At 72.2% G+C, this 12,637-nt stretch carries 14 protein-coding genes; 8 read left to right on the plus strand and 6 right to left on the minus strand.

The features are described 5' to 3' along the window. Window positions 1-26: 26 nt before the first annotated feature. Both PUW82_RS01625 and PUW82_RS01630 read right to left on the minus strand, forming a co-directional pair. The gene (locus tag PUW82_RS01625) at window positions 27-1,007 is read right to left on the minus strand and encodes an alpha-ketoacid dehydrogenase subunit beta (RefSeq protein WP_210006507.1); all 981 of its coding nucleotides are present in this window, start codon (window positions 1,005-1,007) and stop codon (window positions 27-29) included. Then, complete coding sequence (locus PUW82_RS01630; protein WP_274220599.1) at window positions 1,004-2,140, minus strand: thiamine pyrophosphate-dependent dehydrogenase E1 component subunit alpha; 1,137 nt, start codon at window positions 2,138-2,140, stop codon at window positions 1,004-1,006. The genes PUW82_RS01625 and PUW82_RS01630 overlap by 4 nt, the downstream gene beginning before the upstream one ends. A 190-nt stretch (window positions 2,141-2,330) precedes the next feature. Between PUW82_RS01630 and PUW82_RS01635 the strand changes: the two genes are divergently transcribed. The 3 genes from PUW82_RS01635 to PUW82_RS01645 are packed head-to-tail and all read left to right on the plus strand — an operon-like array spanning window position 2,331 to window position 5,195. After that, window positions 2,331-3,008: a response regulator transcription factor gene (locus PUW82_RS01635; protein ID WP_274220600.1), complete on the plus strand. Its 678-nt coding sequence runs from the start codon at window positions 2,331-2,333 to the stop codon at window positions 3,006-3,008. After that, window positions 3,001-4,377: a sensor histidine kinase gene (locus PUW82_RS01640; RefSeq protein WP_274220601.1), complete on the plus strand. Its 1,377-nt coding sequence runs from the start codon at window positions 3,001-3,003 to the stop codon at window positions 4,375-4,377. Before PUW82_RS01635 ends, PUW82_RS01640 begins: the two co-directional genes overlap by 8 nt. Window positions 4,378-4,433: 56 nt before the next feature. Next, a complete protein-coding gene (locus PUW82_RS01645) occupies window positions 4,434-5,195 on the plus strand; it encodes a hypothetical protein (protein ID WP_274220602.1) in 762 nt (253 codons plus the stop codon). 15 nt (window positions 5,196-5,210) lie between these two features. Here PUW82_RS01645 and PUW82_RS01650 read toward each other — a convergent pair whose 3' ends face one another. Next, the gene (locus PUW82_RS01650; RefSeq protein ID WP_274220603.1) at window positions 5,211-5,672 is read right to left on the minus strand and encodes a MarR family winged helix-turn-helix transcriptional regulator; all 462 of its coding nucleotides are present in this window, start codon (window positions 5,670-5,672) and stop codon (window positions 5,211-5,213) included. Between the two features lie 49 nt (window positions 5,673-5,721). Here PUW82_RS01650 and PUW82_RS01655 point away from each other — a divergent pair, with 49 nt between their 5' ends. Then, window positions 5,722-6,588, plus strand: a complete 867-nt coding sequence (locus PUW82_RS01655) for an alpha/beta hydrolase (RefSeq protein ID WP_274220604.1) — start codon at window positions 5,722-5,724, stop codon at window positions 6,586-6,588. After that, window positions 6,585-7,550, plus strand: a complete 966-nt coding sequence (locus PUW82_RS01660; protein ID WP_274220605.1) for a COX15/CtaA family protein — start codon at window positions 6,585-6,587, stop codon at window positions 7,548-7,550. The genes PUW82_RS01655 and PUW82_RS01660 overlap by 4 nt, the downstream gene beginning before the upstream one ends. Window positions 7,551-7,638: 88 nt before the next feature. Here the strand turns inward: PUW82_RS01660 and PUW82_RS01665 are convergent, their stop codons facing one another. Genes PUW82_RS01665 through PUW82_RS01675 form a run of 3 tightly spaced genes read right to left on the minus strand, consistent with a single transcriptional unit; the run spans window position 7,639 to window position 10,024 of the window. Continuing rightward, window positions 7,639-8,460 (minus strand): alpha/beta fold hydrolase, encoded by an 822-nt coding sequence (locus PUW82_RS01665; RefSeq protein WP_274220606.1) that lies wholly within the window; start codon window positions 8,458-8,460, stop codon window positions 7,639-7,641. A 50-nt stretch (window positions 8,461-8,510) separates the two neighbouring features. Continuing rightward, window positions 8,511-9,386: a helix-turn-helix domain-containing protein gene (locus PUW82_RS01670; protein WP_274220607.1), complete on the minus strand. Its 876-nt coding sequence runs from the start codon at window positions 9,384-9,386 to the stop codon at window positions 8,511-8,513. 41 nt (window positions 9,387-9,427) lie between these two features. Beyond that, window positions 9,428-10,024: a TetR/AcrR family transcriptional regulator gene (locus tag PUW82_RS01675; protein WP_274220608.1), complete on the minus strand. Its 597-nt coding sequence runs from the start codon at window positions 10,022-10,024 to the stop codon at window positions 9,428-9,430. A gap of 240 nt (window positions 10,025-10,264) precedes the next feature. Between PUW82_RS01675 and PUW82_RS01680 the strand changes: the two genes are divergently transcribed. The 3 genes from PUW82_RS01680 to PUW82_RS01690 all read left to right on the plus strand — a co-directional run bounded on the left by PUW82_RS01680 (window position 10,265) and on the right by PUW82_RS01690 (window position 12,583). Further along, window positions 10,265-10,507, plus strand: a complete 243-nt coding sequence (locus tag PUW82_RS01680; protein ID WP_274220609.1) for a hypothetical protein — start codon at window positions 10,265-10,267, stop codon at window positions 10,505-10,507. 16 nt (window positions 10,508-10,523) lie between these two features. Then, window positions 10,524-11,087, plus strand: coding sequence for a TetR/AcrR family transcriptional regulator (locus tag PUW82_RS01685; RefSeq protein WP_274220610.1), 564 nt, complete (start codon window positions 10,524-10,526; stop codon window positions 11,085-11,087). 71 nt (window positions 11,088-11,158) lie between these two features. Further along, on the plus strand, window positions 11,159-12,583 hold the full coding sequence (locus PUW82_RS01690) for an MFS transporter (RefSeq protein ID WP_274220611.1): 1,425 nt from the start codon (window positions 11,159-11,161) through the stop codon (window positions 12,581-12,583). Window positions 12,584-12,637 lie beyond the last annotated feature (54 nt).

Below are 12,637 nucleotides of genomic sequence, written 5' to 3' on the forward strand. Positions count from 1 at the left end.
GATCCTCTCGCAGGCGCGTCGGATGGTCAGTAGGCGAGGGCGCGATCGACGGCCTCGAGGATGCGGTCGGCGTCGGGCAGGTACGAGCCCTCGAGCTTCGCGGCGGGGAACGGTACGTCGAAGCCCGACACCCGCAGGACGGGGGCTTCGAGCGAGAAGAAGGCCTGCTCGGTCACGGTCGCGGCGATCTCGGAGCCGAGCGACGTGAAGCCGGGCGCCTCCTGGCCGTAGACCATGCGGCCGGTGCGCCGCACCGACTCGACGATCGGACCGTAGTCCACAGGCGAGAGCGAGCGCAGGTCGACGACCTCGCACGAGATGCCCTCGCTCTCGGCGAGCGCAGCGGCCTGCAGCAGCACGGTGACCATGGCGCCGTGGCCGACGAGCGTGACGTCGGTGCCGCGGCGCACGACGCGCGACGCGTGCAGCGGCAGCGCCCGGGCGGCCAGGTCGACCTCGCCCTTCGGCCAGTACCGCGACTTGGGCTCGAGGAAGATCACCGGGTCGGGCGAAGCGATGGCGTCCTGGATCATCCAGTACGCGTCGTTCGGCGTGGACGGCGAGACGACCCGCAGGCCCGGCGTGTGGGTGAAGTACGCCTCGGGGCTCTCCTGGTGGTGCTCGACGGCGCCGATGTGGCCGCCGTAGGGGATGCGGATGACGACGGGGAACGACATCCGTCCGTCGTGCCGGTTGGTCAGCTTCGCCAGCTGCGTGGTGATCTGGTCGAAGGCGGGGAAGACGAAGCCGTCGAACTGGATCTCGCACACGGGGCGGAAGCCCGCCATCGCGAGGCCGATCGCGGTGCCGACGATGCCCGACTCGGCCAGCGGTGTGTCGAGCACGCGGCGGTCGCCGAATTCGGCCTGCAGCCCCTCGGTGACGCGGAACACGCCGCCCAGGCGGCCGATGTCCTCACCCATGAGCAGGACGTGGTCGTCGTCCTGCATCGCGCGGCGCATGCCCGCGTTGAGCGCCTTGCTGAACGGCAGCGTCTCGACGCTCATGCGCGTCCTCCCTCGAAGGATGCCTCGTAGTCGGCGAGCCACTGCCGCTGCTGATCGACGAGCGGATGCTGCTCGTTGTAGACATGCGCGAACATGCTGTCGGGCTCGGGTGCGACGAGCGCGTTGGTGCGGACGCGGACGTCGTCGGCGTACGCCGCGGCAGCGGCATCCACGTCGTCGAAGAAGGATGCCGCCGCGCCGCGACCCTCGAGGTAGCCGCGCATCCGCGCGATCGGGTCGCGCTGCGCCCAGAAGGCCTCTTCGTCGCTCGTGCGGTACTTCGTGGGGTCGTCGCTCGTCGTGTGCGCGCCCATGCGGTAGGTCAGCGCCTCGATCGCGCGAGGGCCCTCACCCGAGCGCGCCTCGTCGAGCGCGAGCTTGGTGACGGCGTAGCTGGCGAGCACGTCGTTGCCGTCGACGCGGACTGACGGCATGCCGTAGCCGGCGCCGCGGCGCACGAGCGGCACCTTGGACTGCGTCGAGACGGGCACCGAGATCGCCCAGTGGTTGTTCTGCAGGAAGAACACCTGGGGGGTGTTGTAGCTCGTGGCGAAGACCATCGCCTCGTGCACGTCGCCCTGGCTCGAGGCGCCGTCGCCGTAGTAGACGATGACCGCGGCGTCGCGCTCGGGGTCGCCCGAGCCGGTGCGCCCGTCGAAGACCATGCCCATGCCGTACCCCGTGGCGTGCAGCGTCTGCGAGCCCAGGACGAGCGTGTAGATGTGGGTGTTGCCGTTCTTCGGGTCGGTCGGGTCCCACCCGCCGTGGGTGAGCCCGCGCATGAGCCGGATGATGTCGATCGGATCGACACCGCGGATCGTGCACACGACGTGCTCGCGGTACGACGGGAAGAGGTGGTCCTGCGGGCGCGCCGCGCGCGCCGAGCCGACCTGCGCCGCCTCCTGGCCGAAGGACGGCGGCCACAGCGCGAGCTGGCCCTGACGCTGCAGGTTGGTGGCCTGACGGTCGAACGCCCGCACCGTGACCATGTCGCGGTAAAACGTCTCGAGCTCGGAGTCGGGCAGCGCCTCGATGAGGGGCAGGTAGCGTTCGGCCTCCGGCGACGGGTCGAGTGTGCCGTCGGCCGCGAGGACGCGGACGAGAGCGGGATCGTGTTCTGCTTCGTCGGTCACCCTCCCACGCTAACGCGCCCGGTATGACCGGTTCTGCATGAGGTCGACAACGGATGCCGCGATCCGCGGTGCACCCGTCACAAGTCGCGCCCCGGCGCGGCGTCCGTCGACACCACGCTCGGCCTCCGTCCGCGCCCGTTTCAGGCCCGCTTCAGGCCCGCTTCAGCATCGACCGGCCACACTGGGTTCGATGCGAGTACTGGTGGTCGACGACGAGGTGCGCCTCGCGGATGGCGTTCGCCGCGGGCTCGAAGCCGAGGGCTTCGCCGTCGACGTCGCGCACACCGGTGTCGACGGGCTGTGGCGCGCCCGCGAGACGCGGTACGACGCGATCGTGCTCGACCTCATGATGCCGGGCATGAGCGGCTGGAAGGTCTGCGAGGCGCTGCGCGCGGAGGAGAACTGGACCCCCGTCCTCATGCTGACCGCGAAGGACGGCGAATGGGATCAGGTCGAGGCGCTCGAATCCGGCGCCGACGACTACGTCACCAAACCCTTCTCGTACCCCGTGCTCGTCGCAAGGCTGCGGGCCCTCATCCGCCGCGGCGGAGTGGCGCGTCCCGTGGTCCTCGAGGCGGGCGACCTGCGCCTCGACCCCGGGTCGCGTCGCGTCTGGCGCGGTGAGGCCGAGGTCGAGTTGACCTCCCGCGAGTTCGCGGTGCTGCAGCACCTCATCCGGCACCGCGGTCAGGTCGTCTCCAAGCGTGACCTCATCGCCGGCGTGTGGGACGACGACTTCGACGGCGACCCGAACATCGTCGAGGTGTACGTCGGCCACCTGCGCCGCAAGGTCGACCGCCCCTTCGGGCGCGAGGCCATCGAGACGGTCCGCGGCGCGGGCTACCGTCTGGCGGCGGACGGTGGCTGATCGGATGCGGCGGGGGCGCGACATCCGGTCGTGGTCGCTCCGCACGCGCATCACGGTCGTCGCCACGGCCGCCGTCGCGGTCGTGATGATCTTGGGCTCGCTCGCCTTCCACGCCGTGCTGGCCGGGAGCATCCGCGTCGCGACCGAGCGCACTGCCGAGGCTCGCGCCGAGCAGATCGCGGCCCGCGTCGAGGCGGAGGGTCCGCGTGTGCTCGAGGACCTCGACGACGAGCTGGTCGAGTTGCGAGCCGGAACCACCGTCACCGCCGCGTCGCCCGAGACCGAGGGCGCGCCGCTGCCGGCCGGGGACTCGGGAGACACCGCCCGGAACGACGACGAGCCGGTGCTGATCGTGCGCGAGGAGCTCGACGACGGGCGCGAGCTCGTGCTGGCCGTGCCCCTCGAGGACGACACCGAGACACTCGGCACCGTCGCCCTCCTGCTCGCGGTGTCGACCGGCGCCGTCGTGCTGCTGGTCGCCGCGGTGACCTGGTGGGTCGTGGGAGGGGCGTTGCGGCCCGTCGCGCGGATCCGGGCCGACGTCGACGACATCACGGGCGACCGCCTCGACCGCCGCATCGCCGAGCCACCGACCCACGACGAGATCGCCGCGCTCGCGATCACCATGAACCGGATGCTGGACCGCCTCGATGCGGCGGCGACGGCGCAGCGGCGTTTCGTCTCGGACGCCTCGCACGAGCTGCGTTCCCCCCTCGCGACGATCCGCCAGCACGGCGAGCTGGCGCGCGCGCACCCCGACGCGACGTCGCTCGACGACCTCGCCGAGGTCGTCGTCGCGGAGGGTGTGCGGATGCAGGAGCTCGTCGACGCGCTGCTGCTGCTGGCCCGCCTCGACGAGCGCGCTCCGCAGCGACGCACGAGCGTCGACCTGGACGACCTCGCCCTGGCCGAGGTGTCACGCCTGCGTGCCGGGGGTTCGGGAGAGTCCGAGCCGCTCACGGTCGACGGGTCCGGCATCACCGCTGCGCGCGTCACCGGCGACGCGGCGATGCTGGCCCGGCTCGTGCGCAACCTCGCCGACAACGCCGCACGCCACGCCCGCTCGCGAGTCCGCATCAGCACCGCGGTGAGCAGCGATGGCCCGTGGGGCGTCCTGCATGTCGACGACGACGGGTCGGGGGTGCCGGTCGGCGAGCGCGACCGCGTCTTCGAGCGGTTCGTGCGGCTCGACGAGGCGCGCACACGGGATGCCGGCGGCAGCGGCCTCGGCCTGGCCATCGTGCGAGGCATCGTCGGGGCCGGAGGCGGGTCGGTCGCGGTGTCGGACTCGCCGCTCGGCGGCGCGCGTTTCACCGTCACCCTCCCTGCCGGCGAGGAAGCCTCGGGGCTCGCCGCGCCGCGAACCTGAAGACGGCTTCAGGACGCTTCAGGCGTGCTTCAGCGGCTCGTCGAGAGCATCGAGTCATGAACGACAACGACACCACCGCCTCGACTCCCCCGTCCTCCCCCGAGGGCGCGACCTCCGGCGCGCCGGAGACCGTGCCGACCGCCTCCTCGCCGGCGCCGACGACGACGCCCGACGCCACGCCGACGACCGGCCCGAAGCCGCGTCGCCGCGGACGTACCGCGCTCGTCGCCGGCGCTGCCGTCGTCGCCGCCGCGCTCCTGGCCGGAGGCGGAGTCGCGGTCGGCGCGGCGATCGCCGACGATGACGACGACGACGATCGTGCGACGAGCGTCGTCTCGACCGAGGGCGACCGCGGCGCGGCATCCGTCGGCGCACTCCCCGAGGATCTGGGGGCAGCGTCGGCCGACGACCTCGTGCGGATCGTGGACGCCGCGCTCGCTGCCGCACCCGGTGAGGTCGTCGCGATCGACGCCGAGCGCGACGGCACCTGGGACGTCACGGTGATCGGTGCCGACCGCGGCGAGGCCGAGGTGACGGTGACGGCGGACGGCGCGGCGACGGTGCGCTCGACCGAGGCGGCCGACACCGCGGCGACAGGCACCGACGCGGCCGGCCCTCAGAACGTGCTGGACGCGGCGACGCTGCGCATGCTGGCGGAGGCGGCACTGGCGCAGGCAGACGGACGTATCGTCTCGATCGACGCCGACGATGACGCCCGCTCGCCCTTCGAGGTATCGATCGCGACCGCCGACCGCGGCGTGATCGAGGTCACCCTCGACACCGACGGCACCGTGCTCGCGACCGAGACGGACGACTGACCCGCGACCGGACCGTCAGCGCTCCGGTGCACCCCGAGTGGCGTCGCGGAACACGTCCGCGGCGCCACGGAGGTAGGAAGCGATCGCCGCTCGCTCGGCAGCGGGGAACGATGCTTCGAGCTCGTCCAGACGCTGCCGCAGCGGGATGAGGTGCGTGCGGACCTCATCCCTCGCGGCACCCGTGGGAACCAGGACGTAGCGCCGGCGGTCCCGCTCGTCCCGGTGGCGTTCGAGGTGGCCCGAGTCGACGAGGCGCTGCACCACCTCGGTCGCCGAAGAGGCTGAGATGCCCAGGCGCGCGCCGAGCTCGGTGGGGCCGATCTTCCCCTGCGCGTACGAGATGTGCTCGAGCGCGCTCGCGTCGGTGGCGTTGAGCCCCATGGCCCGCGCGATCGCGATCGTCGCCCCGTGCATGGCGTCCTGCAGGCCGCGGACGGCATCGCCGAGCGCCCCATCGGAACGGTCGGGCTCGGGCATGGCTCCATCGTACGGCGAAAACTAATACGGCTGCCGTAGCATCTTCGGCATGACCGACCCCGCCGCCCCCGACACCGCCGCCCCCGACACCGCCGCAACCACACCCGGCGAGACCACGCCCGCCGAGACTGGCACGGTGACGCGCGACACCCGCCGCCGCCGCTCGCGCACGGTGCGCTCGATCCGCATCGCGGGCATCAGCCTGCTGGGACTCATCGCCGCCGCCGTCATCGCGTTCCTCGTGTGGACGAACATCACTTTCGCCGCGACCGAAGCCGGACGCGCCGCAGCGCACGCCGACGACCGCATCGCGATCCGCGTGGACGGCGACCTCGTCGTCATGGAGCCCACCGGCGCCCCCGACCCCGCCCTCCAGGACCAGGGCCTCGTGTTCCTCGCCGGTGCGAAGGTCGACCCCGAGGCCTACGTGCCGACGTTCCGCGCAGCGGTCGCCGAGGGGCTCACCGTCGTCATCGTCCGCCCCATCCTCAACATGGCGATTCTCGAGTGGCGCGACTTCTCGACCTTCACGGCGGCCGCGCCCGACGTGACGACCTGGGCGGTCGGCGGGCACAGTCAGGGCGGCGTCCGCGCCTGCACCTACGCCGAACGGGATGACGTCACCGGCCTCGTGCTGCTCGGGTCCTACTGCTCGCTGGGCGACCTCAGCGACCGCGACGACCTCTCGGCGATCTCGGTCACCGGCTCGCGCGACGGCCTCCTCAAGCGCGACGCAGCCGACGCCTCGCGCGAGCTGATGCCGGCGCAGACCGCGTACGTCGAGCTCGAAGGCGTCAACCACGCGCAGTTCGGCGACTACGGCCCGCAGCCGGGCGATAGAGACGCCGACGTCTCGGACGCCGACGCGCGCGCGAAGGTCTCCGCCGCGATCCTCGACTTCTTCACCCGCGCATGAGGGGGTCGGCGACGGCCACCGGCACGGGCGTGCGGGCGCGGGCGCACCGCCTGTGGCACCGTCTGCCCACGGGCCCGACTCGGATGCTGCGCGGGTTCTCGTGGGCCTCGCTCGTGGCGAACATCCTGATCATCGGGACCGGCGGCGCCGTCCGGCTCACGGGGTCGGGCCTGGGGTGTCCGACCTGGCCGCTGTGCACCCCCGAGTCGCTGGTCAGTACGCCCGAGATGGGTATCCACGGCGTCATCGAGTTCGCCAACCGCACGCTGACGGGCGTGCTCGGCATCATCGCGGTCGCCGTGGTGCTCGCCGTCATCCGCTGGCGACGCGACCGGCCCGATCTGTTCGACCTCGGCGTCGTGGTCGCCGGCGGCATCCTGCTGCAGGCGCTCATCGGCGGGATCACGGTGCTCACAGGTTTGAACCCGTTCGTCGTCGGCGTCCATCACGTGATCTCGACGCTGCTGGTCTGCGTGTGCACGGTGTTCCTCTTCCGGCTGGGCCCGAGCGGCGGCGCGTCGCCGCCGGGCGGCCGAGCCTCGCGGCTGCTGCGCCCCCTCGCGGTCGCCATCGCCGCGCTCGCAGGCATCACGACCGTGCTCGGCGTCCTGACGACGGGCGCGGGCCCGCACTCGGGCGACGCGGCCGCGGGCCGCAGCGGGTTCGACGCGACGGTGCTGCAGCACCTGCATGCCACCCCGAGCTACCTGCTGCTCGGCCTGACCGTTCTCCTCGTGGCGGTGACCGTGATGCTGCGGCATCCGGCTCGGCGTGCGGCCGTCACCCTGTTGTCGATCGAGGCCGGCCAGATCGCCGTCGGACTGTTCCAGGCGCGCAACGGCCTGCCGCCGCTGGCCGTCGGGGTGCATATGGTGCTCGCGGCGGTGCTCGCCGCGAGCGTCACGTGGATGCTGTGCACGGTGTGGGTCGCGCGGCCGGCACGGGTCGGCGCCGGCCGCTGATCGGGCCGCCGGACACGGAACCGCCCGGAGGAGCACTCGTTCCCCCGGGCGGTTCGGCCATCACGACACGGCCATCACGACGCGGGCGTCACTCGGCGAGGAACGCCAGGATGTCCTGTCCGAGCTCGCGCTGGTAGTCACCGTAGATACCGTGCGGAGCGCCCGCGTAGACCTTGAGCGTGCCCTTGCTGACGAGCTCGATGCTCTTCTCAGCTGCAGCGGCGATCGGGACGATCTGGTCGTCGTCGCCGTGCGCGATGAGGATCGGCACGTCGAGGGCGCGCAGGTCCTCGGTGAAGTCGGTCTCGGAGAACGCCGCGATGCAGTCGTAGGCGCCCTTGAGCCCCACGAGCATGCCCTGGCGCCAGAAGTCGTACTTCGCTCCCTGCGACACCTGCGCGCCGGGACGGTTCGCGCCGAAGAACGTCTCGGTGAGGTCGAGGTAGAACTGCGATCGGTCGGCCAGCACGCCCGCGCGGATGCCGTCGAACACCTCGATCGGCGTCCCCTCGGGGTTCGACGCCGACTGAACCATCACGGGGGGCACCGCGCCGGCCGTGATCACCTTGCGCACCCGGCCGTTGCCGTGCTGGGCCGCGAAGCGCACGACCTCGCCGCCGCCGGTGGAGTGGCCGATGAGCGAGAGGTCGTCGAGCTCGAGGGCGTCGACGAGCGCGGCGAGGTCGGCGGCGTACGTGTCCATGTCGTTGCCGTTCCACGGCTGCGACGACCGGCCGTGGCCGCGGCGGTCGTGGGCGATCGCGCGGTAGCCGTTGTCGGCCAGGAGCTTCAGCTCGACCTGCCACGCGTCCGAGCTCAGCGGCCAGCCGTGGCTGAGGATGACGGGGCGTCCCTCGCCGAGGTCGGTGTAGTAGATCTGGGTGCCATCGGCGGTGGTGATGTAGGGCATGCGACGTCCTTCTGTGTCGGGGGGGCGCCGGTTCCGGCGTACCTCCGACGCTAGAGAGAAGGTCCGGCCCCCTGAGAGGCCCGCGTTGTACCACCCAGCGCGAGCGATGCCGCGAGACGGCCGAACACCGTTTCGGTGACACTGCCCGGCGCCCCCGAGAGCACGGTGAGCTGGTAGCCGGGCAGGCTGCGGACGCCGAAGTTCTGCCCCTCGACCTCGAGGACGCCGATGCCCTCGACCGCGATGTGGAAGCGGGCGTCCTCGCGTTCCGAGACGTCGTGGCGCGCCCACATCCGCGCGAAGTCGGGGTCGAGTGACAGCTGCGCGACCAGCTGCGCCAGGCGGGGCGACGCGGAGTGGGCGTCGCGGCGCAAGGTGGCGACCGCCGCCCGCGCCATCTCCTCCCACTCGACGATCGCCGTCTTGTTCTCGTCCGAGAACAGGCTCGCGATCTGGTTGTTGCCCGCGGCCAGGCCGCCACCGCCGAACACCGTGGCCAGCGGGTTGGCCGCGACGATGTCGCGGTGGGCGTCCGACATGTACGCGGGCGTGTGCGTCCACTGCGCGAGCACGCGCGCGATCTGCTCCCCCGCCGCACCCGGAGCGATGGGCGGGGCCGACGGCATGCCGCTCGCGAGGCGATGCATGTACGCCCGGGCTTCGGCGTCGAGCCCGAAGACGCGGCCGATGGCGCCGAGCACCTGATCGGAGGGGCGGGCGCCGCGGCCCTGCTCCAGTCGCAGGTAGTACTCGGCGCTGATGCCGGCGAGCGCGGCGACCTCGTCGCGACGCAGTCCCGGAACACGGCGGCCGGGCAATCGCTCGAGCCCGACATCCTCGGGCTGGATGATGTTCCGCCGCGCCCGCAGGTACCCGCCCAGAAGCGCCAGGTGCGGGGGCACCGCCGCCGATAGTGGAGTGGTCACTCCAGAAAGCTACCGCTTCGACGGCGGAGGTGGAACCGCTCTCAGGCGGCGGCGTCGAGGCTGCGGGCGACCATCGTCGCAGCGTGTCCGGTGACGGCTCGGATCTCGGCCTCATCCCGCCCGATGCGCGAGAACTGGATGACCGCCTGCGACACCGCCACCAGGTGCGCCGCGGACGACACCACCTCCGGATGCCGCGCCTGAAGGCCGCTGGCCCGGGCGAGGCCATCGGCGACCGCGCGGTCCATGTGCGACACCGTCTCGTTGCTGATCTGCGCCACCTCGGCCGATGAGCCGAGCTCGGACATCGTGTTGATCATCAGGCAGCCGCGCCGATCGGGGTGACTGTCGCAGTCCGCGACGATGGCGTCGAGGAACCCGGTCGCCGTGGCGCGGACATCCCCGGTCCGCCCGTCGACCGCTGAGCGGACCAGCTCGAGGCGCCGGGCGCAATAGCGGCGGAAGGCCGCGAGGAAGAGCTCCCACTTGCTGCCCCACGCCTGGTACAGGCTGCCGTTGGCGACGCCCGTCGCCGTGGACAGCTCGCTCACCGACGCCGCTCGGTAGCCGCGCACCCAGAACAACTCGATCGCGGCGTCCAGGGCGGCGTCCTCGTCGAAGGCACGGGCTCGGGGCACATGCTCACGCTAGCGGGGCTGCGCCGTCGCGGGCGCCAGGACGAGGCGCGGAGCCCGGCCCCCGCCGGGCGCTCGTGCCCCCGGAGGCTCGCACGTTCGACAGCGCGCGCAGCACGTACGGGAACGTCCGCAGCACGGGTGTCTACGCCGCTCGCACGCATTCCGCCGCCGGCGACGGTGCGCCGGGGCGCGCCGCGGGGAGCATGGATCGACGGAGGGACGGAGGAGCGCGTGCGACCGATGAGCAAGGCCTGGACCCGAAGGCTCGACCTCGCGCTGTCCCGGCTCGCCGAGGCCGAGAGCGACACGGGATCGCCCTCGACGGCCACAACCAGCACCGCGGGCTCGTTCTGGCTGCTTCCCTCGCTCCTCATCGCCGTCGTGATCGTCGTAGGCCTGATCGCCCGCCAGCGCGAGCGCGTGCGTCGCGGCATGCGGCCTGTGACGCGCCTCTTCGGCGCGTTGCACCGAGCCGGTGAGTGAGTGTACAGTCACTCCCGTGTCCCCCCGCAGCTCGATCCTCTCCACCGCCGACATCCGCCGCCCGATCGTCGCGAAGGCGGCGCTGCGCGAGTTCGCCCGCGGCGGCTATCACGGCGCGACGGTCGCCGACGTCGCCCGCGAGGCGAAGATCTCGCCCGCGTACGTCTTCAAGCTGTTCCCCCGGAAGGAGAGCGTCTTCGTCGCGGCCCTCGAGGAGTGCTTCGTCCAGATCCTGCAGGCCCTGTCCGATGGCGCGGATGCGGCCGAATCACCGGCGCCGGATGCCGTGCTCGACGCGATGGGCGCCGCCTACGCCGGCCTCATCAGCGACCGGGCCCTGCTGATGCTGCAGGTCCACGCGCAGTCGGCCGCCGACATCCCCGAGATCGGCGAGGCGCTGCGGTCCGGTCTCGCGCGCGTCACGGAGTTCGCCAAGGAGCGCTCGGGCGCGCCCGACGACGACGTGCAGCGGTTCATCGCGTACGGCCAGCTGTGCCACCTGCTGGTGACGGCGCGCGTCGAAGAGGCCCCGGCCAGCTGGGCCCGGATCCTGTCGCACGGCATCCGCCACCCCGAGTGAGCTTCGCGTCGGCACCGCCGACGCATGCCCGAACGAGTGAGTGAGTGCTCACTCCTAACCGAAGGAGAATCATGACCACCATCGACCGGCCGCCCGTCTCACACGGCGCAGCACCGCGCAGCACCCGGCGCTGGCTCGCGCTCAGCGTGCTCGCTCTCGCGCAGTTCCTCGTCGTGCTCGACGCGTCGATCGTCAACATCGCTCTGCCGGTCCTCGGCCGGCAGCTCGGCATGGACACCGCCGCCCTGGCGTGGGTCGTCACCGCGTACGTCCTCGCCTTCGGCGGACTTCTGCTGCTCGGCGGTCGCCTCGCCGACCGGTACGGCCACCGCCGAATCTTCCTGATCGGCTCCGCCGGGTTCGTCGCCACCTCGGCGCTCGCGGGACTGTCGGTCACGAGTGAGATGCTGCTCGCCGCCCGCGCACTGCAGGGCGCCTCGGCCGCACTGCTCGCTCCCGCCGCCCTCGCCCTCCTCACTCACCTCTTCCCCGAGAGCCGCGACCGGACTCGGGCGCTCGGCGTCTGGGGCGGTGTCGCCGGCATCGGCTCGGCGGCGGGGGTGCTGCTCGGCGGCATCCTGACGGCGGCCCTCGGATGGCAATCGGTGTTCTTCGTCAACGTCCCGATCGGCGTCATCGTCCTCGTCGCCATCCCGCTCCTCATCACCCGGGATGCCGCCGGGGCGCACGGCAAGCTCGACGTTCCGGGCGCCGCAACCATCACCGGCGCCCTGGTGGCGGCCGTCGGCGCGCTCAGCGCGATCGAACAGGTCGGGCTGGTGCATCCGCTGACGCTCGGACTCGCGGCGGTCGCGGTCGTCCTCGGCACGGCGTTCGTGATGATCGAACGGCGCACCGCCCAGCCGCTCGTGCCGCTGGGGGTCTTCCGCAACCGCAACCTGACCGTCGGCAACATCGTCATGCTGCTGGGCGGCGCCGCCATGGTCGCGCTCTTCTTCGCGCTGTCGGTCTACATGCAGTCCGTGCTCGGCTACGACGCGCTCACGACCGGCCTCACGCAACTGCCGCTCGCCGGTGCTCTCGTGATCGTCGCGGGACTCGTCCCCGCCGCCATCGCCCGTCTCGGCGCCCGCTCGACCCTCATCGGCTCGCTCGTCGTCCTGGCCGGCGGCCTGCTATGGCTGTCGCTCGCGCCCGCGGATGCCGCCTTCGTCGCCGACATCCTCGGTCCGAGCATCGTCATCGGCGTCGGAATGGGCGGAGCATTCGTCACCGCCACCCAGTTGTCGGTCGATGGGGTCGACGGCGGCGAGTCGGGCCTGGCCGGCGGCCTCGTGAACACGAGTCAGCAGATCGGCGGCGCGCTCGGCCTGGCCGTGCTGGGCACGGTGGCGGCACTGCGTACCGACGAGCTGCTCGCCGCGGGTGTTCCCGTTCCCGAGGCGATGACGGGTGGCTTCGCCTGGCTCTTCGCCGGCAGCGCCGCCGTCGCGATCGTCGCCGCGATCGTCACCGGGTTCGCTCGCAAGAGCTGAACCGCATCCCGACCCCCACGAAACGCCACACCACGACGCGACGCCGAACAACGC

The organism is Microbacterium thalli (genome assembly GCF_028737325.1).
Classification (GTDB): Bacteria; Actinomycetota; Actinomycetes; order Actinomycetales; family Microbacteriaceae; genus Microbacterium; species Microbacterium thalli.

What these genes read in the sequence shown, in the direction of transcription:
- PUW82_RS01625 (WP_210006507.1), bottom strand. Translation starts at nt 1,007, where the DNA reads ATGAGCGTCGAGACGCTGCCGTTCAGCAAGGCGCTCAACGCGGGCATG.
- PUW82_RS01635 (WP_274220600.1), top strand. Translation starts at nt 2,331, where the DNA reads ATGCGAGTACTGGTGGTCGACGACGAGGTGCGCCTCGCGGATGGCGTT.
- PUW82_RS01645 (WP_274220602.1), top strand. Translation starts at nt 4,434, where the DNA reads ATGAACGACAACGACACCACCGCCTCGACTCCCCCGTCCTCCCCCGAG.
- PUW82_RS01650 (WP_274220603.1), bottom strand. Translation starts at nt 5,672, where the DNA reads ATGCCCGAGCCCGACCGTTCCGATGGGGCGCTCGGCGATGCCGTCCGC.
- PUW82_RS01655 (WP_274220604.1), top strand. Translation starts at nt 5,722, where the DNA reads ATGACCGACCCCGCCGCCCCCGACACCGCCGCCCCCGACACCGCCGCA.
- PUW82_RS01660 (WP_274220605.1), top strand. Translation starts at nt 6,585, where the DNA reads ATGAGGGGGTCGGCGACGGCCACCGGCACGGGCGTGCGGGCGCGGGCG.
- PUW82_RS01665 (WP_274220606.1), bottom strand. Translation starts at nt 8,460, where the DNA reads ATGCCCTACATCACCACCGCCGATGGCACCCAGATCTACTACACCGAC.
- PUW82_RS01680 (WP_274220609.1), top strand. Translation starts at nt 10,265, where the DNA reads ATGAGCAAGGCCTGGACCCGAAGGCTCGACCTCGCGCTGTCCCGGCTC.
- PUW82_RS01690 (WP_274220611.1), top strand. Translation starts at nt 11,159, where the DNA reads ATGACCACCATCGACCGGCCGCCCGTCTCACACGGCGCAGCACCGCGC.